At 33.5% G+C, this 24808-nt stretch carries 28 protein-coding genes and 1 pseudogene; 9 read left to right on the top strand and 20 right to left on the bottom strand.

Annotation, left to right across the window (positions count from 1 at the left end; translation table 11 throughout):
• Positions 1-66: 66 nt before the first annotated feature.
• Genes fmt through pstS form a run of 5 tightly spaced genes read right to left on the bottom strand, consistent with a single transcriptional unit; the run spans position 67 to position 4691 of the window.
• Positions 67-960: a methionyl-tRNA formyltransferase gene (fmt, locus tag DZ65_RS0102525; protein WP_024787113.1), complete on the bottom strand. Its 894-nt coding sequence runs from the start codon at positions 958-960 to the stop codon at positions 67-69.
• Between the two features lie 51 nt (positions 961-1011).
• A complete protein-coding gene (pstB, locus tag DZ65_RS0102530; RefSeq protein WP_024791144.1) occupies positions 1012-1791 on the bottom strand; it encodes a phosphate ABC transporter ATP-binding protein PstB in 780 nt (259 codons plus the stop codon).
• A complete protein-coding gene (pstA, locus tag DZ65_RS0102535) occupies positions 1791-2600 on the bottom strand; it encodes a phosphate ABC transporter permease PstA (protein ID WP_024787115.1) in 810 nt (269 codons plus the stop codon). Before pstA ends, pstB begins: the two co-directional genes overlap by 1 nt.
• Positions 2597-3631: a phosphate ABC transporter permease subunit PstC gene (gene pstC, locus DZ65_RS0102540; protein WP_024787116.1), complete on the bottom strand. Its 1035-nt coding sequence runs from the start codon at positions 3629-3631 to the stop codon at positions 2597-2599. Before pstC ends, pstA begins: the two co-directional genes overlap by 4 nt.
• 58 nt (positions 3632-3689) lie before the next feature.
• Positions 3690-4691, bottom strand: coding sequence for a phosphate ABC transporter substrate-binding protein PstS (gene pstS, locus DZ65_RS0102545; RefSeq protein ID WP_024787117.1), 1002 nt, complete (start codon positions 4689-4691; stop codon positions 3690-3692).
• Positions 4692-4808: 117 nt separating this feature from the next.
• Here pstS and DZ65_RS0102550 point away from each other — a divergent pair, with 117 nt between their 5' ends.
• The 3 genes from DZ65_RS0102550 to DZ65_RS0102560 are packed head-to-tail and all read left to right on the top strand — an operon-like array spanning position 4809 to position 6789.
• The gene (locus DZ65_RS0102550) at positions 4809-5369 is read left to right on the top strand and encodes a PhoU domain-containing protein (RefSeq protein ID WP_024787118.1); all 561 of its coding nucleotides are present in this window, start codon (positions 4809-4811) and stop codon (positions 5367-5369) included.
• Positions 5366-5998 carry a response regulator transcription factor gene (locus DZ65_RS0102555; RefSeq protein ID WP_024787119.1) on the top strand — a complete coding sequence of 211 codons (633 nt, stop codon included), beginning with the start codon at positions 5366-5368 and terminating at the stop codon, positions 5996-5998. The genes DZ65_RS0102550 and DZ65_RS0102555 overlap by 4 nt, the downstream gene beginning before the upstream one ends.
• Before the next feature lie 20 nt (positions 5999-6018).
• Positions 6019-6789 carry a sensor histidine kinase KdpD gene (locus DZ65_RS0102560; protein ID WP_024791145.1) on the top strand — a complete coding sequence of 257 codons (771 nt, stop codon included), beginning with the start codon at positions 6019-6021 and terminating at the stop codon, positions 6787-6789.
• On the opposite strand, the gene DZ65_RS0102565 is transcribed toward DZ65_RS0102560, so the two are convergent.
• The 6 genes from DZ65_RS0102565 to DZ65_RS0102590 are packed head-to-tail and all read right to left on the bottom strand — an operon-like array spanning position 6752 to position 10443.
• Positions 6752-6865: a hypothetical protein gene (locus tag DZ65_RS0102565; protein WP_024791146.1), complete on the bottom strand. Its 114-nt coding sequence runs from the start codon at positions 6863-6865 to the stop codon at positions 6752-6754. The two genes, DZ65_RS0102560 and DZ65_RS0102565, sit on opposite strands and share 38 nt — an antisense overlap.
• Positions 6858-7142 (bottom strand): hypothetical protein, encoded by a 285-nt coding sequence (locus DZ65_RS0102570; protein WP_024791147.1) that lies wholly within the window; start codon positions 7140-7142, stop codon positions 6858-6860. The genes DZ65_RS0102565 and DZ65_RS0102570 overlap by 8 nt, the downstream gene beginning before the upstream one ends.
• Positions 7139-9007 carry a tRNA uridine-5-carboxymethylaminomethyl(34) synthesis enzyme MnmG gene (gene mnmG / locus DZ65_RS0102575; RefSeq protein WP_024791148.1) on the bottom strand — a complete coding sequence of 623 codons (1869 nt, stop codon included), beginning with the start codon at positions 9005-9007 and terminating at the stop codon, positions 7139-7141. The genes DZ65_RS0102570 and mnmG overlap by 4 nt, the downstream gene beginning before the upstream one ends.
• Complete coding sequence (locus DZ65_RS0102580) at positions 8994-9740, bottom strand: flagellar biosynthetic protein FliO (protein WP_024791149.1); 747 nt, start codon at positions 9738-9740, stop codon at positions 8994-8996. The genes mnmG and DZ65_RS0102580 overlap by 14 nt, the downstream gene beginning before the upstream one ends.
• The gene (gene fliN / locus DZ65_RS0102585) at positions 9740-10045 is read right to left on the bottom strand and encodes a flagellar motor switch protein FliN (protein WP_024787125.1); all 306 of its coding nucleotides are present in this window, start codon (positions 10043-10045) and stop codon (positions 9740-9742) included. Before fliN ends, DZ65_RS0102580 begins: the two co-directional genes overlap by 1 nt.
• The gene (locus tag DZ65_RS0102590; RefSeq protein ID WP_024791150.1) at positions 10045-10443 is read right to left on the bottom strand and encodes a hypothetical protein; all 399 of its coding nucleotides are present in this window, start codon (positions 10441-10443) and stop codon (positions 10045-10047) included. The genes fliN and DZ65_RS0102590 overlap by 1 nt, the downstream gene beginning before the upstream one ends.
• A gap of 43 nt (positions 10444-10486) precedes the next feature.
• Here DZ65_RS0102590 and DZ65_RS0102595 point away from each other — a divergent pair, with 43 nt between their 5' ends.
• The 5 genes and pseudogenes from DZ65_RS0102595 to DZ65_RS0102615 all read left to right on the top strand — a co-directional run bounded on the left by DZ65_RS0102595 (position 10487) and on the right by DZ65_RS0102615 (position 15566).
• Positions 10487-11218: a sulfite exporter TauE/SafE family protein gene (locus tag DZ65_RS0102595; protein ID WP_024791151.1), complete on the top strand. Its 732-nt coding sequence runs from the start codon at positions 10487-10489 to the stop codon at positions 11216-11218.
• Between the two features lie 8 nt (positions 11219-11226).
• Positions 11227-11682, top strand: coding sequence for a hypothetical protein (locus DZ65_RS0102600; protein ID WP_024791152.1), 456 nt, complete (start codon positions 11227-11229; stop codon positions 11680-11682).
• 162 nt (positions 11683-11844) lie between these two features.
• Positions 11845-14620 (top strand): annotated as a pseudogene (gene uvrA, locus DZ65_RS09740) (excinuclease ABC subunit UvrA).
• A gap of 66 nt (positions 14621-14686) precedes the next feature.
• Entirely contained in the window at positions 14687-14962 is a 276-nt protein-coding gene (locus DZ65_RS0102610; protein ID WP_024787129.1) for a DUF134 domain-containing protein, read from the top strand.
• A gap of 10 nt (positions 14963-14972) precedes the next feature.
• Entirely contained in the window at positions 14973-15566 is a 594-nt protein-coding gene (locus DZ65_RS0102615) for a NifB/NifX family molybdenum-iron cluster-binding protein (protein WP_024791153.1), read from the top strand.
• 10 nt (positions 15567-15576) lie between these two features.
• Here the strand turns inward: DZ65_RS0102615 and DZ65_RS10310 are convergent, their stop codons facing one another.
• The 5 genes from DZ65_RS10310 to DZ65_RS0102640 form a co-directional block, all read right to left on the bottom strand.
• On the bottom strand, positions 15577-15888 hold the full coding sequence (locus DZ65_RS10310) for a YfaZ family outer membrane protein (protein ID WP_051428458.1): 312 nt from the start codon (positions 15886-15888) through the stop codon (positions 15577-15579).
• A 228-nt stretch (positions 15889-16116) separates the two neighbouring features.
• Positions 16117-17019: an acetyl-CoA carboxylase carboxyl transferase subunit alpha gene (gene accA, locus DZ65_RS0102625; protein ID WP_024787131.1), complete on the bottom strand. Its 903-nt coding sequence runs from the start codon at positions 17017-17019 to the stop codon at positions 16117-16119.
• Between the two features lie 17 nt (positions 17020-17036).
• Positions 17037-18254 (bottom strand): beta-ketoacyl-ACP synthase II, encoded by a 1218-nt coding sequence (locus DZ65_RS0102630; RefSeq protein WP_024787132.1) that lies wholly within the window; start codon positions 18252-18254, stop codon positions 17037-17039.
• A 76-nt stretch (positions 18255-18330) separates the two neighbouring features.
• The gene (acpP, locus tag DZ65_RS0102635; RefSeq protein WP_024787133.1) at positions 18331-18567 is read right to left on the bottom strand and encodes an acyl carrier protein; all 237 of its coding nucleotides are present in this window, start codon (positions 18565-18567) and stop codon (positions 18331-18333) included.
• A gap of 363 nt (positions 18568-18930) precedes the next feature.
• Positions 18931-19185, bottom strand: coding sequence for an RNA-binding protein (locus DZ65_RS0102640; protein ID WP_024787134.1), 255 nt, complete (start codon positions 19183-19185; stop codon positions 18931-18933).
• A 93-nt stretch (positions 19186-19278) separates the two neighbouring features.
• On the opposite strand from DZ65_RS0102640, the gene DZ65_RS0102645 reads away from it, so the two are divergent.
• Entirely contained in the window at positions 19279-19707 is a 429-nt protein-coding gene (locus DZ65_RS0102645; protein ID WP_024787135.1) for a hypothetical protein, read from the top strand.
• On the opposite strand, the gene DZ65_RS11265 is transcribed toward DZ65_RS0102645, so the two are convergent.
• Genes DZ65_RS11265 through DZ65_RS09755 form a run of 4 tightly spaced genes read right to left on the bottom strand, consistent with a single transcriptional unit; the run spans position 19704 to position 24777 of the window.
• Positions 19704-21077, bottom strand: coding sequence for a hypothetical protein (locus DZ65_RS11265; RefSeq protein ID WP_255327415.1), 1374 nt, complete (start codon positions 21075-21077; stop codon positions 19704-19706). The genes DZ65_RS0102645 and DZ65_RS11265 overlap by 4 nt on opposite strands.
• A gap of 28 nt (positions 21078-21105) precedes the next feature.
• The gene (dnaE, locus tag DZ65_RS11270) at positions 21106-23070 is read right to left on the bottom strand and encodes a DNA polymerase III subunit alpha (protein WP_255327416.1); all 1965 of its coding nucleotides are present in this window, start codon (positions 23068-23070) and stop codon (positions 21106-21108) included.
• Entirely contained in the window at positions 23045-23665 is a 621-nt protein-coding gene (locus DZ65_RS0102655) for a Crp/Fnr family transcriptional regulator (protein WP_024791154.1), read from the bottom strand. Before DZ65_RS0102655 ends, dnaE begins: the two co-directional genes overlap by 26 nt.
• Positions 23662-24777 (bottom strand): homoserine dehydrogenase, encoded by a 1116-nt coding sequence (locus DZ65_RS09755; RefSeq protein ID WP_328286461.1) that lies wholly within the window; start codon positions 24775-24777, stop codon positions 23662-23664. The genes DZ65_RS0102655 and DZ65_RS09755 overlap by 4 nt, the downstream gene beginning before the upstream one ends.
• Positions 24778-24808 lie beyond the last annotated feature (31 nt).

The following is a 24808-nucleotide window of genomic DNA, read 5'->3' on the forward strand; positions in this document are numbered from 1 at the left end:
TGGTTTCTTGGCAAATTGTTTACTCACCACCCCGCCGCTTTACAAGCGGCCGGGCAAGCTCACAACTCACAACTCACTTAACATATTGTCTCCTATTTTAAGTCTTTTTCCATTGATATAATCAACCGCTTTTACTTCTTTTTTACCGGGAACCTGAATTTTAATAAGTTTAATTTTACCCCTTTTACATCCGACAACAACGCCTTTATTATCAATCTTAATTATTTTGCCTTTTTCATTTTCTGAATCAATATCAATAAGTTTCATTTCATTTATTTTAAACTTTTCACAAAATATCCCGGGCCAGGGCTGGAATGCCCTGTATTTTCTGTCTATAATAAGGGCTGAGCTGAAATCAACAAAACCGTCTTCTTTTTTTATTTTAGGAGAATAAGAGCTCAATGCATCTATTTGAGGGAGCGGTTTTATATTATTAAAATTTTTAATAGTGTAAATAATTTGATTTGCTGCAATATCCGCCAGTTCATCAAACAAATCTATACTTGATTTATTTTTAACTTCTGTATAATCCCATGCCAGTATATTGCCGGTGTCAAGCCCTTCATCCATAAGCATTGAAGTAACACCCGTATATTTATCCCCGTTTAATACAGCACTTTGAATAGGACTCGCACCCCTGTATTTTGGAAGTAAAGATGCATGCAGATTAATACATGGGGCAATTTCCAAAACATCTTTTTTTAATATTATACCGTAAGCAGCCACCACAATAAAATCGGGCTTAAAATTTTTTAAATCATGAGCATTAAGTTTTGTTGGTGTAAAAACCGGTATACTATGTTTTAGGGCATATTTTTTAACAGGCGTCGGAGTTAATATTTTTTTTCTGCCGACAGGTTTGTCAGGCTGGGTATAAACCGCCAAGACATCAAAATATTTGTTTAAATTATCAAGTATTTTTACCGCATAATCGGGGCTTCCCATAAAAACAATATTCATTTAAAACCTTTTTTAACATTATACTAATTATTGCCGGTTAATCTATAAATCTTATCCGAATTTTCCTGCAATATAATCGGCTGTATGTTTTTGTTTAGGTGAAAGGAATATCTGCTCGGTAGTTCCAAATTCAATAAGTTCGCCCAAATACATATAAGCGGTATAATCACTGACCCTGCTTGCTTGCTGCATATTATGAGTCACTATTACAATAGTTACAGTATCTTTAAGTTTTGTTACAAGTTCTTCAATAGCTACAGTAGAAATCGGATCGAGCGCACTTGTAGGCTCATCCATCAATAAAACCTCTGGTTCAACTGCAATAGCCCTTGCAATGCAGAGTCTTTGCTGCTGACCTCCGCTGAGGCCCCTTGCATCATCTTTTAATCTGTCTTTTACTTCCTCCCATAAAGCGGCGCCTTTTAAGGCCTCTTCCACTTTTTCATCAAGGTTTTGTTTTTTACCCATAAGTTTAAGACCGTAAGCAATATTATCATAAACACTCATCGGAAAAGGAGTGGGTTTTTGAAAAATCATACCTACTCTTTGACGAAGAGCTATAAGTTCATTTTCTTTTTTAAATTCTAAAATATTTTCCATTTTATTAGTTTCTTTGTTTTTAAGTAAAATTTCACCTTCATATTTATTACCCGGATATAAATCGTGAATTCTGTTAAAACTTCTTAAAAGGGTGGATTTTCCGCATCCGCTAGGCCCAATCATAGCCGTTATTTTTTTTTCATAAATTTGCATATTTATATTTTTAAGGGTCTGTTTTTCCGCCCCGGCGTAAGTAAAATAAAAATTTTTGACATCCATTACTTTTATCATTATTTTTTCCTTTCTCTGATAACATATCTTCCAAGCAGATTAACAATTAAAACAAAAATGGTAAGTAAAAAAGCGCCCGCCCAAGCAATATCCACCAAATGTTTATCCGGCATTGTTGCAAGATTGTAAATAGCAACAGTCAGACTTGGAAACTCCTCATTTAAATTAAGTGTAAAATAAGCACTGTTTCCGCTTGTAAAAAGTAGTGGCGCAGTTTCCCCGGCAATCCTTGCAAATGCAAGTAAAAGTCCTGTCATTATACCAATTTTTGCAGCTTTTATTACTATATCAAAAATCACCTTATATTTCGGTGCACCTATTGCCACTCCGGCTTCCCTTAGCTCTTTTGGAACGAGCCCCAGCATATCATCGGTTGTTCTTACAACAATAGGAAGCATCATAATGGCAAGGGCAATTGCACCAGCCCATCCGTTCATATGACCCATGGGATTTACAACGATTGCATAAACAAATACGCCTATAACAATGGAAGGCGCACTCATCATAACATCACTTAAATTTCTTATAAACTGGGCATATTTATTCCCAAAAGAATACTCCTGCAGATAAATTCCAGCTAACATTCCGATAGGAACTCCGATTATTACAGCAATAAAAGCTAAAATAAACTGCCCGATAAAAAGATTTCTAAGACCGTTATCAACCAAATCGTGAGTAAAAATATACAAATCAAGCGATTTGACACCTTTAATTGTCAATGTAATTAATATCCAAAATAAAAAAACAAGCCCTAAAATTGCAGCAAGAGTTGAAAGCAAAAGAATTAATTTATTAATTATAAGTCTCATTTATTTTTCCTTAAAAAATAAAATTTTGCTGTTACTATCACTATAAAAGATACAACAAATAAAACAAGTGATAAATAAAAAAGAGCCGCCAGACTCATACCGCTGCTTTCTGAAAAAGAGTTTGCCAAAACCACAGGGATGGAAACCGTCGGGTCGGTAAGTTTTTTAGGATAGTTAAATACTCCCCCTATTACAAACGCAACAGCCATTGTCTCACCAAGAGCCCTTCCTAGGGCTAAAATAATACTTCCTATTATTCCGCTTTTTGCATAAGGAAAAATCACATCTTTAATTACTTCAAATTTTGTAGCCCCCAGAGCATAAGCGGATTCTTTCAATACATCGGGAGTTGTATTCATACTGTCACGCGTTAAAGAAGCCATAAATGGAATTATCATAACGCCAAGCACCAGTCCGGCCACCAGTAAATTGACGCTCGGACCTCCGAAAATATGTGAAATAAAAGGACCAAAATAAAAAAGACCCCACATACCGTAAATAATACTCGGTATTGCAGCAAGAAGTTCTATTGCTATTCCAACCGGTTTGGCAAGCATCGGCATAGCAATCTCGCTTAAAAATATAGCAATACCCATTGCAACAGGAACCGCAAAAAGCATAGCTATAATAGTTGATAGAATAGTTCCTACAATAGGTATCAATCCGCCGTAAATTTCTTTTGTTTTATAATTTTGGCTATTTTCTCCTCCGCCTGATATTGCACTGTCAACATCATCCCCGCCAAGACCGAGAGACGCATCAACATTATCGGAATCGGACATATTGTCTGAATTGTCTTGATTATTTCCCACAGATACAGAAGCATTGGAATTAGTACTGTTTTGAACAGTTGCACTGTTTTTTACAGGTATTTGAATAGTTACACCCCATCTCGGATCAACCAGAAAATGCAGTCCGTATTCTTTAATGGCGGGTTTTGCATAAATAAACAAAACAATAAAAATAGCTGAAAGGATTAATAAAATAACCGTGGCGCTTATTGAAGTTAATTTTCTGAAAAGAAATTCCATATATGGCCTTTTTAACTAAAATTATAGAAAAAAATAAAAAGGATTTAAAGTCCTTTTTTTATTTTTCCGGAGAAATTCCTTTTTCAGCCCAGTATTTTTTAACCAACGCTTTTACACTGCTTGGAAGCGGAATATATCCAAGTTTAGAAGCAACTTCGTCATGGTCGTATGCATAAGAGAAAAATGATGTAACCCTTTTAGCTGTTTTTGGATTATCATAATGAACTAAATCAAATGTAGGGGCTAAAATCGGATAACCTTTTTTAGGATAAGCAATCAATTTAAAAAAATCATTTTTAGGTGAAAATCCTCCGTAAGCCGCACCTTTTGCAAAATTTGCCGGAGTTGCCGCATAAAATGCCCCGTCTTTTCCCTGAACTTCTGCCAAATTTAACCCGTTTTTAACAGCATCCGCATAATCAACATAACCTATTGAATATGGATTTGTTTTAATAGCAGTACTTACACCGAAGTTTCCTTTTCCTGCGACACCTCTGCCCTGTGCGTCGGTAGGCCAGTTAACTGCTTTATGAACACCGAAATGATGAAACCAGGTTGTGCTTAATTTACTTAGATAATATGTAAAGTTAAAAGTTGTTCCTGATTTGTCGCTTCTGTGAACAAAAATAATTTTTTTATGAGGCAGTTTTTCATTCGGATTGTATTTTACTATCCAAGGGTTGTCCCAGTATTGAATGCTTCCAAGGGCTATACCCTCTATTGCAATTTCGCTTAGTTTTAAACTGTGAACACCAGGAATATTGTATGCAAGTGTAATTCCCCCTATTACAGTAGGAAACTGTGCCAAATGATATTTTCTCAATGTCCTGGGAGTCAAAGGTTTGTCTGTTCCGCCGAAATCGACATGTCTTGCCTCTATTTCTTTAATACCGGTCCCGCTTCCTGTTGCTGTATAGTTTACCCTGTTTGAAGTTTCAGAATAAAAACCTTTTATCCACGCTTTGTTTACCGGATATTGAAATGAAGATCCAGTACCGTTAATTGTCCATGCAAATGCGCTTGCACCAAGTAATGCTCCAAAAGCCAATTTTTTTAACATTCTCTCTCCTTAATTTTTTTGTCTTGAAATTATAAAAAAATAAAATAACATTTTGATAACAAAATTTTTTTTACATTATTATATAATTATACATAAATATATAACAAAGGATTTAAAATGCTTTCAAAATTTGAAAAAGAACTAAATAAAATAGAAAAATTATTTGAAAAAACAGTTGAAATTTTAAGCACCACACTTAAAGAAAAAGAGATAAAAGATGATTTTTTCCTTATTGACCTGAAAGACCTTGATGACGAAGTTATAAAATTCATTGCCCTTCTCCATCCGCAGGGTGAATTTTTACGAGAAGCGATAGCAATACTTAAAATCACCCCTTTTTTAAACAAAATAAAACGCTCAATCAAATATTTTATTAAAAAATACGATTTTAAAAACGAAAAAATTGACGCACTTCACCAAAGTGCCATAACATCGCTTGAAACGCTTAAACTTGCCATAAAGGGGGATACTATTGAAGATGCATATTCAACAATTATTTCCCAGGAAAAAATTGCCGATGAAATATACAAAGAACTGTTTAAAGAGATAAAATCAAAAGAAAATATAGATGAAATTTTAAAAATTATGAATGTTGCAAAAAGACTTGAAAGAATTACAGACAGCGTAAAAACAATTACAAAATATCTGCTTTTTGCAAAAGAAGGAATGGATTTTTGATAAAAATTGCCCTAATAGAAGATGAAGAGGATTTACTTGATTTACTGGAATTTAATTTAATAAAAGCTGGATTTGATGCAGTAGGATTTTTAAATACAAAAAAAGTAAGAGATTTTATTATAGAGGAAAATCCTGACCTTTTAATAGTGGACAGAAATTTGCCGGATATTGAAGGAAGCGAATTTGTTAAAAATTTAAAAGACGAGGGTTTCAATATTCCCGTTATTTTTTTAACCGCAAAAACAGCTGAAGAAGATGTATTGGAGGGCTTTGAAAAGGGTGCGGATGACTATATTAAAAAACCGTTTTCCATAAAAGAACTGATTGCAAGAATTAAAGCCGTTTTAAAAAGACACAATAAAAAGAGCAATTTCTTATCATATAAAAATTACAAACTTGATTTAATAAATAAAAATTTACTGATAGATAATGAAACAGTCGATTTAACAAAATCAGAATTTAAACTGTTAAAAATATTTTTTGAAAATCCAAAAAGAGTAATTTCCAAAGATGAAATAGCTGAACTTTTAGAAATAAATGAAAAAAGCGTAAATGTCTCCATTAACAGATTAAACCATAAAATTGATTTAATAGAGTCAAAAAGAGGAATCGGATACACATTAAAATAATATAAAATGGATAATGTATAATGAGAAATTTAAAAGTAAAAATTAAAAAATTTGTTTGTAAAAACGAAAAAAAAGAGATAGAAAAATTAAAAAAACAGCTTAAAAAAATAAAACTCGAAAATAAAAAACTAAAAATTCAAAATGAATTTAAAGACGATATCATTTCAGCAATTTCCCATGAATTTAAAAATCCCATATCAATAATCAACGGTTATATCGAAACTATCTTAAATAACAGACTTGATGTAAACACAAATCAAAAATTTCTCGAAAAAATACATAAAAACTCACTAAGACTTACAAATTTAATAGACAGGTTATATTTAGTTACAAAAATAGAAAATCAGAAATTAAAACCAAATTTTAAAGAAGTAAAATTAGACAATTCAATAAAAGAGCTGATAAAATCGTTTGATGAAGAAAGGCTGGTTTTAAATTTAAAGCCTGTAATAATAAAAGCAGATAAAAATCTGATAGATATCGCCGTTTCAAACCTTATTTCAAACGCCCTGAAATATTCAAAAGAGAAAGTTATTATAGATTTAAATGAAAATTTTTTAGAAATAACAGACAAAGGAGTAGGCATAGAAAAAGACAAAATAGATTTAATAACACAGAAATTTTACAGAATTGCAAAAAACGACTGGGACAATTCCCTGGGGCTGGGACTTTATATAACAAAAAAAATTATCAATATGCACAATTTTAAATTAAAAATCCAAAGCGAAAAGAAAAAAGGAAGTAAATTTTCTATTATTTTGAAAGAAGATAGGGAACACCGATTACAATAGATGTTAAAACCAAAAGCGCTATAAAAATTCCGCCCATAAAGAGCCAGAAATTAAACGGTTTTTCATTATTATTCATTACAAAACTCCTTAACATTTTTAAAATTTGCCTTAATTACAGTTTTATCCTCAGGCGTACACAAATATATATTATCATCTGCGCCGCAGACATTTAAAATATCAATAACAGCATCTATATTCATAGCTTTAAAATTATATTTTTCTTTTAAATAAGCTATTGCTTCAATATCATTTACACCAAAAACAAATTTATCCAAATTATTAGCTATTAAAGCGGCTTTATCAATTCTTTCAAATTTTTTTCCATCAGCCGTATAAACATAAATATAATTCATTTTTTTTTCCTCATATTGATATACATATGTATTATATCGATAGCGGCAGGTGTAACCCCGCTTATTTCGCTTGCCTGAAAAAGAGTGACGGGTCTGTGTTTTTCAAGTTTTTCAACTATTTCCCTGCTTAGACCGGGAATCCCTTTATATTCAAAATCTTCCGGAATTTTAACTTTTAACATTTCTTTCATTTTATCAATCTGTGCTTTTTGCCTTTCAATATAATGGTGATATCTTGCCTGAATCAAAATCTGCTCAAGCGCTTCATCACTTAAAAAAGCGAACTCAGGAAACATTTTAAGAAGTTTCTCTTTTGTAAACGTATGTCTTGCGACTATTTTTCTTATTTCCATTTTGTTTTGTATTTTCTCTTCTCCAAGTTCTTCAAGTTTTGTATTTATTCCTTTGTTTGGAGTCACGAATGTTTCATTTAATATTTTTAGGCCTTTTTTTATTTCTTCTCTTAGTTTTAATACCTTCTCATATGTTTTCAGCTCAAGAAGACCAAGCTCATACCCATAATCTGCAAGTCTTAGCATCGCATTATCTTCTCTTAGTAAGAGTCTGTATTCACTTCTGCTTGTAAACATTCTGTAAGGTTCATTTGTTCCTTTTGTAACCAAATCGTCTATCAATACTCCTATATATGCCTCATCTCTTCTGAAAATTATCGGTTCTTTCCCTTCAACTTTAAGCGCAGCGTTAATTCCGGCCATCACCCCCTGTGCCGCCGCCTCTTCATAACCGGTGGTTCCGTTAATCTGTCCTGCAAAAAACAGTCCTTCAATCTCTTTTGTTTCCAAGGAATGCTTAAGGTTTGTAGGCTGAATAAAGTCATACTCTATGGCATAGCCGTATCTTACTATTTTTGCATTTTCAAGTCCCGAAATTGAATGGATAAACGCATCCTGCACATCCATAGGAAGCGAAGTTGAAAGACCGTTTAAATAATATTCTGTCGCTTCTCTTGTCTGAGGTTCTATAAATACATGGTGTCGTTCTTTATCCGGAAATTTATTCAGTTTATCCTCAATACTGGGGCAGTATCTAGGCCCTATTCCTTCAATCTGGCCGGTAAAAAGAGGAGCTCTGTAGAAATTGCTTTTAATAATATCGTGTGTTGTTTCATTTGTATATGTTATGTAACATGGGAGCTGCTTAGGATTAAATGTTTTTTTGTCTGTTCTGAATGAAAACGGTTTTGGATTTTCATCACCTTCTTGCAGTTCCATTTTAGAAAAATCGATACTTCTTGCATCAATTCTTGCAGTAGTACCTGTTTTTAACCTTTCCAGTTTAAAACCCAGATTTTCAAGTGATTTTGATATTTTTTTTGCAGGAAGTTCATGAAATCTGCCTCCTTCGAGTTTTACAGGGCCGAAATGCATTATCCCCCTCATAAACGTTCCGGTGGTTAAAATCAGTGTTTTTGTCTTATAAACATTTAATAAATTTGTTTTAACGCCTACGACTTTTCCGTTTTTTACTATTATTTCATCCACAATTTCCTGGGCTATTTCAAGATTGGGGGTATTAAGCAGGGCGGTTCTCATCCAAATTCTGTATCTGTCCATATCAATTTGGGCTCTGCTTCCCCTGACAGCGGGGCCTCTGTTTTCATTTAAAATTCTAAACTGAATTCCGGCATTGTCGGTGGCAAGGGGCATAAGCCCCCCAAGTGCGTCTATTTCTTTAACAAGATGCCCTTTTGCAAGTCCTCCAATTGCCGGATTACAGCTCGGAGCTCCAATCTGCTCTACAAGCATACTTAAAAGAAGGGTTCTTTTACCCATTTTCGCCGCAGCTGCGGCAGCTTCTATTCCCGCATGGCCTCCACCGACAACTACACAATCAAATTGTTTCATCTAACTCCTTTATATTGTCTGCAGTTTTTATATATTTTTCTATATCATTTATTTTGTTGTTCAGTTTTAACATTTCATCAAATTCAGCCTCATTTTTCGGGGCTTTAAAATTTTTCTCAAAAACATCCAAAAGTATATTGGTGTTTCCGATAAGCATTAAATATTTTTTATTCTGATATTCAAACAAAACAACTTTGTTTTTGGCATCAATAAATTTTTGTGAAAGAACTTTCATATCATTTTTTAAAGCCGGTAATTTTGACGAAAATCCTCTTTTTTTTAAATAAAGCAGGATTATAGCCAAAATTATTAAAATTGTAACTACAATAATATACCTCGTAAAAGAAAAATTTTCTTTTGGCATGGTGGGCAGATTTGTCTGAAGAGGTTTTAAAGATTGAATTCTAAACCTTATTCCGTAACCGTCCGGCGTAAGCGCCACATTTACATTATACTTTTTTTTTGAAGCTATTTCCACTTCAACAGAATTTTTTACCGGAGTTATAATAACAGATTTTACAAAAAAATTATTAAAATTTTTTTCTACTGCATTATCGGTTTTTATATTTTTTATTAAAAATTTGTTTTGTGCAAGTTTTATAATTTTACCGTCGAATTTGGAATCGAGAGAAAAAAGAATATCCAGCATATTTTTGTTTTCAAAAAAATTAACGTCAATCAGATTTGCCCCGTAAATTAAACACGCCAAAAATAAAATAATTATTTTTTTCACTATTTTTCCTTTGTCAGATAATATACCAAAGAATTCGCATCCAAAACCTCGTTTATTCTTATGGCAAGATTTTTTTCATAAACCATTACTTCGCCTTTTCCTATTATCCTGCCGTTTATATAAACTTCTGCACTTTCCCCGGCGGGTTTGTTTAAATCTATTACACTCCCTTTTTGAAGGTTTAATATTTCCCTTAAACTCATTTCCACTCTTCCCAAATCACTTTCAAACAAAACCTCGGTATCCAATAAATGGCCGTAATCCGGAATTAATTCATAAATTCTCTCTTCATTTGGATTTTGCATTATTTTTCCTTAAACAGAATATAAAAACATACCGTTTTGTATTTAAACGCCAACACATCGTCATATTCAATATTTTTATTAAATTTTCCTAGAAACTCAGGGGTAGATATATTAAAATTTATTTTTTTCTTTCCGGCAATAATTTTGGCATTTCCCACTATCAGATTTGCAATTTCATTAGTTAAATCTTTCGGGTCGTAATTTTTATCTCCGAACCAGTATAAAGAAACCATATCAAGCTTTTCGGCAGGCACAACTATATAAATATCGGCTTTTTTATGCCCGTCAATTTCTATTTTACTGACAAATCCGTTTATTTTCTCTCCGCCACATTCATCAAATTCAGTGTTTAGCGAATTTAAATAGTTTTTTACGGCTTCTTTTATAATTTCAATCATATCTTTCCCTTTTGGATATAATTTTATCAAAAAAAGGCTGATTTTGATAAGTGCTATCCTAATAGGAATATTTACAGGCTTTGCAAGCGGATTTTTTGGAATTGGTGGAGGGACTATTTTGGTGCCCGCTCTTTTATTTTTGGGATTTGAATTAAAAGAAGCAATAGGAATCAGTGTTATACAGATGATGATGAGCTCTATTTTTGGAAGCTATCTTAATTACAAAAAAGGGCTTCTTAAAATAAAAAACGGTATTTCCCTTGGATTAGGCGGTGCGCTCGGGGCAATGCTCAGCGGAATTATAGTAAAATATACGCCCAAAGAAATTTTGGGTATAATTTTTTTAATGCTTGTTTTTATTGCAATAATCAGGTTTTTTATAACCGTCGAAGAGCCTCAGCACGAGCCTCCGATAGACAACAAAAAGCTTTTTTTTATCGGAATATTTGTTGGAACGATAGCAATAAGCGTCGGAGTAGGAGGGGCTATTTTAATAACCCCGATACTTGTAGGTTTTTTAAAATACAAATTAAAAACAACAGTAAGTCTTAGTCTCTTTTTTGTGGTATTTTCTTCCGTTTCGGGATTTATTTCACAGTCCCTTGCCGGCCATATTGATTATAAAGTCGGATTTTCAATAGGTATTGCAAGCTTAATCGGTACTTTTTTTGGTATAAAATTATATCACAAACTTCATCCCAAACATCATAAAAAATTACTCTTAATCTGGTATATAGGGGTATTTGTTTCTATGATATACAAACTTTATTTTTAAGGATTTTAATGGATATTAAATTAGTAGCGGAAATTATAGTTTTTTTACTTATTGTTTTTAGAATTTATATTTTGGAAAGCTTTAAAATAAAAAGTGCATCCGATAAACTTTTTGCACTTTATTATCTAAAAAACCATAATCCTTTTTTGGGATATATAATTATTTTTTATATATTTGAAATTATAATTATAGAAATGGCATTGTTGCACAAAATAGACATTGCGTTAATCATACTTGCAACATTGGAAACTTTTATGATATACAGGCATATATTTATTTCGCTCAAAACAGACGATAAGGATGATTATCTCGACACGGTGATAAAAAGAATGTTTTCTACACTTACATATTCTGAATATATTGAAATAAAAGACCAGCTTTATAAAATACAGCCGAAATGGAAACTGTATGCCACTGAAATGTTTGTATTTTTATTTGCCGTATGGAGTATAGAAATAGGATAATTTTAAATTATGAGTTATGAATTATGAGTTATGAGTTTTGAGTTATGAGATGAGTAATTTATAAATTTTAATAATTCATAATTCACTACTCACTACCCTGCCGCTTTTCAAGCGGCCGGGCGGGCTCACAATTCACTACTCACCATATTTTAAAGGAGATTAATGGATAAAATAAAAGTTATAGGTGCCAGGGAAAACAATTTAAAAAATATAAATTTAGAAATACCTAAAAACAAGCTCATTGTTTTTACAGGTCTTTCCGGAAGCGGAAAATCAACTCTTGCATTTGACACTCTCTATGCCGAGGGCCAAAGAAGATATATTGAGAGTTTAAGCTCTTATGCAAGACAGTTTTTGGAACAGGCCGGAAAACCGGATGTGGATAAAATAGAAGGGCTCACCCCGGCTATTGCAATAGACCAGAAGACAACCTCAAAAAACCCGCGCTCAACCGTGGGAACTGTTACGGAAATTTATGATTATCTGAGACTTTTATATGCAAGAATAGGGATTCAGCACTGTCATATATGCGGTAAAAAAATAACTAAAATGACTCCCCAGGACATCATTAACGAAATTTTAAAACTGCCAAAAGGGGCAAAACTTATAATTTATGCCCCAATAATTAAAGAAAAATTAAGGCATGATGGAATAATCAGGGCTTATATAGACGGAGTTCTCATCAGGCTTGATGAGGAAGTTGAACTTAAAACATACAATCAAAGCGGTAATTGACAGGGTTATCATAAAAGAAGAAAACAAAGCAAGAATAGCCGAAGCTGTTGAAAAAGCGCTGAATAAAAGTTTCGGGGAAGTCGAAATAGAAATACTTAACGCCAAAGAATTAGGAATGGAAAAAGATTTTATTCATTACAGCGAACATAAGGCATGTTTTAAATGTAAAGTCAGTTTTGAAGAGCTTGAGCCTACTTCTTTTTCTTTCAATTCCCCCAAAGGTGCATGCCCGAAATGCGACGGACTTGGGGTTGTTTATTCACTCGATATTGAAAAAGTAATAAAAGATAGACCTTTAAATAAAGGTGCAATTCCTCTAATATGGGGTTTTAATAAAAAATATTACCAGGAGTTTTTTAAAGCATTTTGCAAAGAAGTGGGAATAGATATGAATAAAAGTTTTTACGAACTTGACGAGCTTCAAAAAAAACTGATTTTAAACGGCACCGCTTATGACATTACATTTATTTACGCAAAACACACCATTTCCAAACCATGGCCCGGACTCAGACAAATAGCGCTCGATACCTACAAAGACGATATAAGCGAAATAATGAGCGAAAGCACCTGTCCGGTATGCCTTGGATATAGACTTAAACCGGAAAGCCTGGCGGTAAAAGTAGCCGGAAAAACAATTGCTGAGATTATTTCTATGCCGATAGAGGAAGCATATAAATTTTTCAGCAATAAAAAAAATTTTGAATATTTATCCGACAAAGATAAAAAAATATCCGAACCTATTTTAAAAGAGATAAAAGAAAGACTCTTTTTTTTAGTGGATGTGGGGCTTGGATATTTAACACTGAGCAGGGATGCAAGAACAATAAGCGGTGGCGAAAGCCAGAGAATCAGAATCGCCAGCCAGATAGGAAGCGGACTGACCGGGGTGCTGTATGTATTGGATGAACCGAGCATCGGCCTTCACGAAAGAGATACTTTAAAACTTATCAATACACTGAAAAATTTAAGAGACAGGGGAAACACCGTTATTGTGGTAGAGCATGACAGGGAAACAATTTTAAATGCGGATTTCATCGTAGATATAGGTCCAAATGCAGGAAAAAACGGAGGAGAAGTTATTTTTGCGGGAAATGCGGACAAACTTATAAAAACCAATACATTAACAGCACAGTATTTAAGATATGAAAAAGATATAAATTATCAAAAAAACCGCCCCCAAAATGAATGGCTAAAAATTAAAAATGTCAATATACACAATATTAAAAATTTAAACACTAAAATTCCTTTAAGGAACCTTGTATGTGTTACAGGTGTAAGCGGCAGCGGGAAAAGTTCTCTTATACTTCAGACACTTCTTCCTGTGGCAAAAGAAATATTAAATCATGCAAAAAAGATACAAAAAGTAAAAGGAGTGGAAATAAAAGGCCTCGAACAGCTTGATAAAGTCATATATCTTGACCAAAGCCCGATAGGCAGAACACCAAGAAGCAATCCAGCAACTTATACGGGTGTTTTTGATGATATAAGGGCACTTTTTTCCTTAACTCCCGAAGCCAAGCTACGCGGTTACACTCCGGGCAGATTCAGTTTCAATGTAAAAGGAGGGAGATGTGAAGTTTGTAAAGGTGAGGGACAGATAAAAATAGAAATGCATTTTTTACCCGATATAATGGTAACCTGTGAAGCATGCAAAGGCAAAAGATACAACGATCAGACACTTGAAATTAAATACAGGGAGAAATCCATTGCGGATATACTTGAAATGAGTGTGGATGAGGCTTATGAATTTTTTGAAAAAATTCCTAAAATCAAACAAAAACTAAAGACTCTCAAAGATGTGGGGCTTGGATATATAACCCTTGGACAAAACGCCACAACACTAAGCGGCGGAGAAGCCCAGAGAATAAAACTGGCAAAAGAATTAAGCAGAAGAGATACCGGAAACACCCTTTATATTCTGGATGAACCCACAACCGGTTTACATTTTGCGGATATAGATAATTTAATGAAAGTTTTATCACACTTGGTAGATTTAGGAAACAGTGTCATTGTAATCGAGCATAATCTTGATTTTATAAAAAACGCCGATTATATAATAGATATGGGACCTGAGGGGGGAAGCAAAGGAGGAAAAGTAATAGCAGCCGGAACAATAAAAGAAATAATAGAAAAATATCAGGATGTCAGTTATACGGCTAAATATTTAGCTAAAGAATTAAAAAGAATTAACAAATCTAAATAATTTTTCTTGACATATGTTCAAAAAAGTATTATAATTGTATTGAACATATGTTCTAAAGGATTTAAATTGCCTAAAAAAATCAGAAGAAGAATAAGAGGTAAATTTCATCATAACTGTTTTAAACCCTGCGGAATGCCGGGACATAATTTGGAATATATTAATTTATCCAGAGATGAAATTGAAGCCATCAGACTTGCCGATTATAATGAAATGTATCAAGAAGATGCGGCAAAAGAGATGGAAATTTCCAGACCGACATTCAGCAGAATTTTAAACAATGCAAGAAAAAAAATAGCTTCTGCCTTACTTGAAGGCAAAGCAATAGAAATAGAAAACTTTTAAGGAGTGAAAAATGAAAATAGCATTTCCAACAAACAATAAAGAAACTATAGCAAGTCATATTGGACTTTGTAAAGGTTTCTTGATTGTAGATACAAAAATAGGAGAAAGAACTTATATTGAAAACCCTGTTATGAAAACAATTCAGGAAGAACATATTAATTTAAAAGGAACAAAAGAACATCAAAGAGGCCTTGGTACAGGCAGGCTCATACCTCCACTATTGGCAGAAGCCGGAGTCAATGTTCTGGTATCACATGAATTTGGTGAAGGTATGGGAGTAAATCTTGAACGAGAGGGAATTATTCCTTATGAAACTGATGAAAAAAATATCGAAAACGCATTAAATCAAATTAAGGAGGAAGATATGAGAGAATTTGAAAGAGGATATGGAAGAGGTTTCGGATATGGAAGAGGTTTCGGATACGGCAGAGGATACGGTTACGGAAGAGGTTTTGGAAACAGAGCATTTGATGAAAGAGATGAGCAAAGAGGATACGGATACGGAAGAGGGGCCGGATTTGGACGTGGTTACGGATGCAGAGGCAGAGAATTGGGCCGTGGCTACGGAAGGGGGTTCGGTTTTAGAAGAAGATGGGAGGATTAATTCCATCTTCTTAAAAATTGTAACCTATTCCTCCATAAATAGAGTTGTTATAATTCTGATTAAAACTTATATCTCTATAACCAAGAAAAATTTGGGCATTATCTATTGGAAAATATCCGATTTGCGCATCTATTCTGCTAAATCTGTCGGCTTCGTCAAAACTTAATATTTTTGGAGCGTATTCACCTTCTGCTTTTACATATACAGGCAAAGAAACATTGGGTAAATACGTAAAAATTCCTATTCCCACAGGTATTGCGGTATTGCTTTTAGTATGGACTGCATCTATTATTACAGAAAATTTGATATTTTGATATTCCATACCTATTAAATTTCCTTCGGCTTTAACACCTGCCGAAAAAAAATTGTGTTTATTAGAATTATTGTTATATATAAACTGCGCCCTGGCTTTTATATTATTGTCTATTATTCCGCTTTCTGTGCCTATTGCAGCAGTAGAATTGCTTATCTGTAAATTAATATTATTGGCAACCGAAAGTTAAAACACTTAAAATTAATTTTCTCATTTTTTAATCCTTGTTTTTTGTTGTTATTTGGCAGATGTTTCAAAAGAACCGTAGTTTAAATATTTTTCAAATCTTTGTTGTAATAATTCGTCAGTTGAGAGTTCTTTCAAATTTTTTATGTTTTTGAGAAAATATTCCTTTATGTTATCAGCGGTAGTTTTATAATCTCTGTGGGCACCCTCAAGAGGTTCATCAATAATATCATCTACAAGACCTAATTTTTTAAGTTCCTGAGCAGAAATTTTAAGTGCTTTTGTAGCTGTTTCTGCTTTGCTTCCGTCACCCCACAAAATTGCTGCACATCCTTCAGGAGATATTACACTGAAAACTGAATATTTAAGCATTGCAAATTTGTCTGCCACACCTATAGCAAGTGCGCCTCCGCTTCCGCCTTCCCCTATAACAATAGAAACGGTAGGTGTTTTAATTCTGCTGAGTTCAAATAAATTTTTTGCAATTGCTTCGCTTTGTCCTCTTTCTTCTGCCCCTATACCCGGAAATGCCCCTGGGGTATCTATTAAAAAAAGTATAGGTAAATTAAATTTTTCAGCTAATTTTGCGACCCTGAGAGCCTTTCTGTATCCTTCGGGATGGGGCATACCAAAATTTCTTGTTATTTTTTCTTTTGTATTTCTACCTTTTTCTTCTCCTATTACCACACATTCAACATCACTGATTTTACCTATATAACATACAATTGCCGGGTCGTCTCTAAATTCCCTGTCTCCGTGAAGTTCGTATTTTTCATTCATAATAAGATTTATTATATCCTCAGCATGCGGCCTGTCAGGATGACGGGCAAGTTGAAGCTTTTGATATGGAGTTAGGTTTTCTATCTCTTTTTTAAGTTCTTTCTCGAGTGTTTCGGCTGCATGTATATCGCCTTTTATTTTTGAAATATCTATCTGAGATTTAATCTCTTCCAAAATCCAAACTTGCCAAATTATACCTTTTTAAAAATTACAACGCCGTTTGTTCCGCCAAATCCAAAAGAATTGCTCATAGCTACATTAATTTCGCCTTCTCTTGCCACGTTAGGTACGTAATCCAAATCACATTCCGGATCCGGTTCTTCATAATTAACAGTAGGAGGTAAAATGTTTTTTTCCATTGCCATAAGCGTAATAACAGCTTCTATTGTTCCCGCAGCTCCTAAACAATGGCCTGTGGCGCCTTTTGTTGAACTAACCGGAGGACATTTTTCTTTTCCTCCAAACAATGCTTTAATAGCCATTGTTTCGTATAAATCATTATATTTAGTAGAAGTTCCGTGGGCATTGATATAATCTACTTTTGGCTCTCCCGCCATTTCATAAGCCATTTTCATGGCTCTGTATGCACCTTCTCCCCCAGGGGCAGGAGTGGTGATATGATTTGCATCTGCACTTTCCCCTATTCCCATAATTTCTGCATATATTTTAGCGCCTCTTTCAATTGCATCTTCATATTTTTCCAATATTAAACAAGCTCCGCCTTCACCCATTACAAAACCGTCTCTTTGTGCATCAAACGGACGTGATGATTTTTCCGGTTCATCATTTCTTGTTGAAAGCGCTTTCATTGCTGAAAATCCGCCTACCCCGACAGGACATATACAGGCTTCGCCTGCAACAACCATCATTTTATCTGCCATTCCGGCTTTCATTGTTTTAACAGCCTGAGTAATGGCATGGGTTCCCGCCGCACAAGCGGTTACATTTGCGAGATTTGGACCTTTTAATTTATATTCAATGGAAACAAATCCACCAAGCATATTAACAAGTGCACTTGGAATAAAAAACGGGGAAATCCTTCTTGGACCCCTCGTTTCTACAATAACACTCGCTTTTTCAATCACCGGAAGTCCACCTATTCCGCTTGCCGCACTCACACCGAATCTATTCTCATTATAACTTTCAAGCCCGCTGTCGGCCATGGCCTCTTTGGCAGCGGCAAGTCCAAAATGAATAAACCTGTCAGCTTTTTTTACATCTTTCGGATTCATTATGGTTTTAGGATCGAATCCTTTAACTTCCCCTGCAACCTGAGAAGCATAACCGTCAGGGTCAAAATGCGTAATTCTCCCAACACCTGTTTTTCCGGAAATTATATTATCAAAACTCTCATTTTTGTTTAAACCAACCGAATTTATCATTCCTATACCAGTTACAACTATTCTCATAGACATCCTTTTAAAGTAGTAGGTAATAAATAAAAAATTTATTTATTACTTACCACTCTCAAAAAGAGAGGGGAAATTAAGAGTTTTTAGCTTTTTCTATATAATCAACTACGTCTTGGACAGTCTGGATTTTTTCAGCTTCGCTGTCCGGAATTTCAATTTCGAATTTTTCTTCCAAAGCCATAATCATTTCAACTACGTCTAAGCTGTCAGCACCCAAATCTTCTACGAATCTCGCTTCCGGTTTAACTTCTTCTGGGCTTACATTTAACTGCTCAACTATTACTTCTTTTACTTCATCAAATAATGCCATTATTTCTCCTTTTAATTTTTTAACATTTTACCAAAAATTAACATTCTTTTACAAATTTTTGAAAAATATAAATATAAAAATAATATAACATAGAGAAATAATTATGCCAATCCCCATAAATAATTTTACAATTATTGAACAGTTACTAATTATAAATTACTAATAACTTTTCACGACTCACTATTCACCCATTGCGAAATTGTCAGAATAATTATCAATTTTAATATTATTATGATTGTTAATTTTTCAGAAAATCAAAAACAGATATTAAGCAAATAAAATTTAATCAAAAATAAAAAAAGATTTTACATGCTACCAATATAGTGACAGACACTTTTTCTTTAAGGTATTAAAGAGAAGAAATTATTCTCCTCTTGGAGCTCTTGGTCTAGCTTCGTTTACTCTAAGTCTTCTGCCTTGGAATTCTTTGCCGTCAAGTTCTTCTACAGCTGTGTCGGCTCCGCTTTCCATTTCAACGAATCCAAATCCTTTGCTTCTACCTGTTTCTCTGTCATTAATAATCTTAACTGAAACTACTTCCCCATATTCTGCGAATAAAGGTTTTAAATCTTCTTCAGTTGCTTGATAGTTAATGTTTCCTACGTAAAGTGTTTTCATGTTTCTTTTCCTAAAATTAAATTTGCAGTGACATTATAACACTGTTTGAAAAAAAAAGCAAATAAAATGTTAAAATTTCAAAAAAGGACAAATATGTCAGTAAAAACACATTATATTGAATTCAGAAACGCCTTAAGCAAAAACGATATCCAAAAAGCCCGGGAAGAATTTGAAAAAGCTTTTAACGAAAGCTTTTTATATTATCAGCAAAAAATGGCAAACAATGAAAAGTTCGATGTTTCCAACGAAGAAGAATTATTTGTTTTAGTTACACTGTTTGATAATATTGTAGGATATTATAAAGAAAAAATGTATGAGGAAGGGATAAGCTACTGCGAAAATTTAATCGAACTTATTGATTCTCCAAAACTTAAAGAGATGTTTAAAGGTTTTTCTCTTGGAATGCAAAAAGGAATAGATATAGATACTTTTTTTAGGGAATATGTGGATTTAAGTAAAGTTGATAGTGAATTTCCAATGTTTTTGTGTAATTTTAAAGAAAAGATAAAAGAATTGATTTAATTAATTGAGGTTCTTAGATTTGTATTTACTTTTAAACTGAATCCAAAAGGAGTTTTTAAAAGTAAAACAGCTCTTTTTTCTCCTGGATTTTTTATAATTTCATTATAAATTTTTATCAAATCTTCCTCATAATTTTTACCAATTTCCTTTTCTATAACACATATCTGTTCTTTTTTTGCACCTTTTTCATTTTCCGCTTCTTTTAATGGAAGAATTTTTTTACAGGTAATTCTTAAATAATCGGCAACCTTATCCACATGTGCCTTGATTGCCAAAGGTTCATCAAGATTTAATTTTTCAAGATGTTCTAAATCCCTTTCAAATATCATAATATCTATTTTACCGTGAAAATCCATTAAAGTTGCAATTGCAAATTTATTGCCTCTTTTTGAAATTCTAACTTTCATAGTATCAATTTTACCTACAAAAAGCGCTTCTTTTCCTATAATTTCCTCTATATCGCTTGAAAGGTTATAATCAAGCTTTTCTATTTCTTTTTTAAAAGGGTCAAGAGGATGTGCCGATACATAAAACCCAAGTGTTTCATATTCGCCTTCAAGAAGTGTTTTAATATCAAATTCGGCTAATTTTGGGATTTCCAATTTTTCTTCAATTTCCTCATCTTCCATATCAGCAAATAATGAATTTGCATGATGCATGGCATTTTTTCTCTCCTGCACCCTTTTTTTATATTCCAACATATCTTCAATTGCATTTAAAAGGGCTTTTCTTGAATAACCGAAATCATCCATTGCCCCTGATTTCACAAGCTGTTCAAGCACTTTTTTATTTACTTTGCCTGTATCGATTTTTAAAATAAAGTCATTTAAATCGCTAAACGGCCTGTTTTGAGTAATACTTTCAATAGCTTTGCTGCCGACCCCTTTTATCGCACTGAGCCCAAATAAAATTTTTTCACCTGTAGGGGTAAACTCGGCATTTGATTTATTTACATTAGGAGGTAGAATCTCTATATTGAGTGATTTGGCTTCTTCTATATATTTAGCAATTTTATCGGTATTATCCGCTTCATAGGTTAAAAGTGCCGCAAAAAATTCTGCGGGATAATATGCTTTTAAAAAAGAAGTCTGATATGTAATATATGCGTAAGCGGCCGAATGTGATTTGTTAAATCCGTAACCTGCAAATTTTTCTATTAAATTAAACAGATTTTTGGCATTTTCATAAGAAAAACCCCTCTGGGCTGCACGGGTTGCAAATTCTTCCGAATATTTGGCCATAACATCCGCTTTTTTCTTTCCCATCGCCCTTCTTATGATATCCGCTTCCCCCAAACTGAATCCGCCTATTGCCTGAACTATCTGCATAACCTGTTCCTGATAAACAATAACACCGTATGTAGGTTCCAAAATAGGCTTTAGGGCTGTTTCGAATTCATCATTTTCCGTGTTTTCTTTCTATATAATCATCAAGCATTCCGCTCTCCATTGGTCCGGGGCGGTAAAGGGCAAGCATAGCTATAATATCTTCGAATGTAGTAGGTTTTAATCTTTTTGCCAAATCCCTCATACCGTCCGATTCTATCTGAAACAGACCCAGAGTTTTACCCGATTGGATTAATTTAAATATATTTTCATCTTCCAGATTTAAATTATCTATATCCACATCTGTGTTTTTGTTCATTTTTATATTTTTAATAGCCCTGTCTATTACCGTTAACGTTTTTAATCCTAAAAAGTCGAATTTAATCAAATCCACAGGCTCAAGATAATTCAGTGAATACTGCGTTACAATCGTATCATCATTTTCTGAGGGCCTGTATAAAGGGGATTTTTTCCAAAGCTCTTCATCGCTGATTACCACTCCGGCGGCATGCATACCCGTATTTCTTTTTAAACCTTCAAGCTTTCTTCCGAAAGAATATAATCTGTTATATAACGGCTCTTCTGTAATAATATCTTTTATTTTAGGTTCAATATCAAGGGATTTGTCAAGCGTGATACCGAGCTGGTCCGGAATCAGTTTTACAAATTTATCCGCTTCGTCATATTTTATTCCGAAAATTCTTGCAACATCACGGAGCACTCCTTTTGCAAGAAGTGAACCGAAAGTTACCACCTGGGCCACATTTACCTTGCCGTATTTTTCCCTTACATATTCGATAATCTCCCCTCTTCTTTCCTGACAAAAATCCATATCGATATCCGGCATTGAAACCCTCTGGGGATTTAAAAACCTCTCAAACAAAAGCTGATACCTGATGGGGTCTAAATTTGTTATTTTTAGCGAATATGCGACCAGGCTTCCGGCTGCACTTCCCCTTCCGGGGCCCACAGGAATTTTTCTTCTTTTAGCCTCTCTTACAAAATCCCAGACAATCAGCATATAACCGGGAAATTTCATTTTTTTAATAATGTCAATTTCATATTCGAGCCTATCTTCATATTTTTTATGCAGCTCTTTTGGAATCTGTTTCAATCTTTCTTTTAAACCTTCACGGCATTTATATTCAAAATATTCCACATCTTTTTCAAAATTTAACCCTTCTTTGGAAGCATATTCTTTTGTAAATTTAAATGTAGGGGGTGTAGGATTCCCAAGAGGAATTTCCAGATTAATACCCTCGGACAGTCTGTCCGTATTTTCAATAGCCTCCGGTAAATCGGCAAATTTTTTTTCAAATTCTTCAGGGGAAGGAAAATAATTTTCTCTTACTTCGAATTTTCTGTGCAAATCGTCAAAGAGTTTATTGTTTTCTATGCATTCAAGTGCGTCTTTATAGATATAATCCCCTTTTTGAAGATAAAAAATATTACTGCTTGCAAGAATAGGTATATCAAATTCATTTGAAATGGTTAAAAAATCATTTTCAACAAGTCTTTCTTTAAAAGAATCACGCCTTATTTCCAAAAAGATTTCATTTAAACTGTTTTTATAAATTTTTATAATTTCCTTTGCCTTTTCCAATCCGCCGGCACCTTTTAAAACATTATCTTCATCAAACAGATTCAGATGAAAACCTATTTCACTCTCCATCATCGGAAAAACTGTAATAAGACCCTGCTGATTTTTAATTAGTTCTTCAAAAGGGATAAAAGGAACTTTTTTATAATAATACAAATAGGCAATTGAGCTTAAATACATTAAATTATCATAGCCGGTTTTAAGCAGAATCATTCTTGAAAAAACATCATCTCTTTTTATAATTACTTCGCTTCCTATAATCGGTTTTATTTCAAATTTTTTGCATTCTTCATAAAATTCAATTGCGCTGAACATATTGTCAAGTTCTGTTATTCCAAGCGTTTTGTATCCATACTCTTTTGCTTTTTTAACAAGCTCTTTTATTTTAATGGTTGAATGTAAAAGCGAATAATCACTGTGTATATGAAACGCTACCATTTATAATATCCCTTAATTTTTCTTTATCCGTTACTTTTATTGATTTTTCACAATAACATATAATTCCGTCATTTTTGAGCCTGCTTAAAATTCTGCTGAGAGTCTCCGGGCTCATGCCGAGTTCTTTTGCCAGCATATATTTTTTCAAAATAACCCTTTTTGTTGCATCATATTTTTGAAGTTTATTAAATTCCACTTCCTGTAAAATCTGATTACTGAGCATTTTTATGATTCTGTCGCTGAAAGGGGGTTTTGAAATATATTTTGAAAAATTTGAAAAATCTATTTCTATCAAATCACTTTCGCTTTGAGCTACTGCGCTAAGACAATAAGGCCTGTTTTGTATCTGAGAAATAAGCCCGAAAACATCTCCGCAGCCAAACTGGTTTTTAGGTATAACATCCCCTTTTTCATTTGAATCATACATTAAAATATGACCTTTTATTATTGCAAAAAATTTATTTCTTTTTTCCCCTTCAAAAAATATTATTTCATTTTTAGTATACTTTTTTATTAAGCAAAAAGAGGCAATTTCTTTTAAAAGTTCGTCTTTTACGTTAAAAAAAAGAAAGATTTTTCTCAGTTTATTTATCATTCTTCTATTCTGATATAATTAATCGGTTTTAATACAAATTCTTCTTTTTCTATTTCGACCACTGCTTTTTTTATATTTTTTTCAAGAGACTTATGGGTTGCAAAAAGGAGAAAACTTTCAACCGAAATATCGTTTTTTGCCAGAATATGCGCAATTTTCTCAAGTACTCCAATTTCATCGTTTACTGCAATTCTTAAATAATACTTTGTTTCAATTTCATCAGGAGTTTTTAAAGTTAATTTTTCAATTTCAAGAGGTCTTTTGTATCCGAGCATAGGTTTGTTTTGGCCTCTGACAATTTCTATTATATCACTGATTACGGCACTCGCTGTTGCATTTCCTCCGGCTCCGGGACCGTAATATACGCTTTCTCCGACAACATCGCCTATTACACTGACGGCGTTCATAACACCCCCAACCTTTGCAATCATTTTATTTTTTGGAATAAGTGTCGGATGAACCCTGAGTTCCACTTCGTTATCTATTTTTTTGGCAATTCCGAGAAGTTTTATTTCATAATCAAATTCCCTGGCAAATTCAATATCTGTTAAATTTATATTTTCTATTCCCTCAATTAAAATATCTTCCGGTTTTGCATCAATATTATAGGCGATACTTGCCAGGATTAAAAGTTTATGGGCAGTGTCAAAACCGCCGACGTCAAAAGTGGGGTCGGCTTCTGCATAGCCAAGCTTCTGGGCTTCTTTTAAAACTTCATGATAATCCCTGCCTTTTTTCATTTCGGTTAAAATATAATTGCACGTACCGTTTATAATACCCTGAATTTCATCAATATGATTTGCACTGAGTCCGTCTCTTAATGCTTTAATTATAGGAATTCCGCCCGCCACACTCGCTTCATATTCAAACGGTGTTTTAGCCAATTTCTGAAGCTCGAATCTGTGATAAGCGAGAAGTGCCTTGTTTGCGCTGACAACCGCCTTATTATGTTTTAAGGCATCACTAACCACTTCATAAGCTTCTTCTACTCCCCCCATTAATTCCACAACTATATCAATATTTTTATCTCTTGTAACTTTTTTATAATCATCGGTAAGTTCAATATCAACATCTCCCCCCTTACGGGAATTATTTCTTTCCCCGCCCTTGATGTTATTATGTCAAAACCTTAACAACACTGCT

Source organism: Lebetimonas sp. JS032, from assembly GCF_000523315.1.
Classification (GTDB): domain Bacteria; phylum Campylobacterota; class Campylobacteria; order Campylobacterales; family Nautiliaceae; genus Lebetimonas.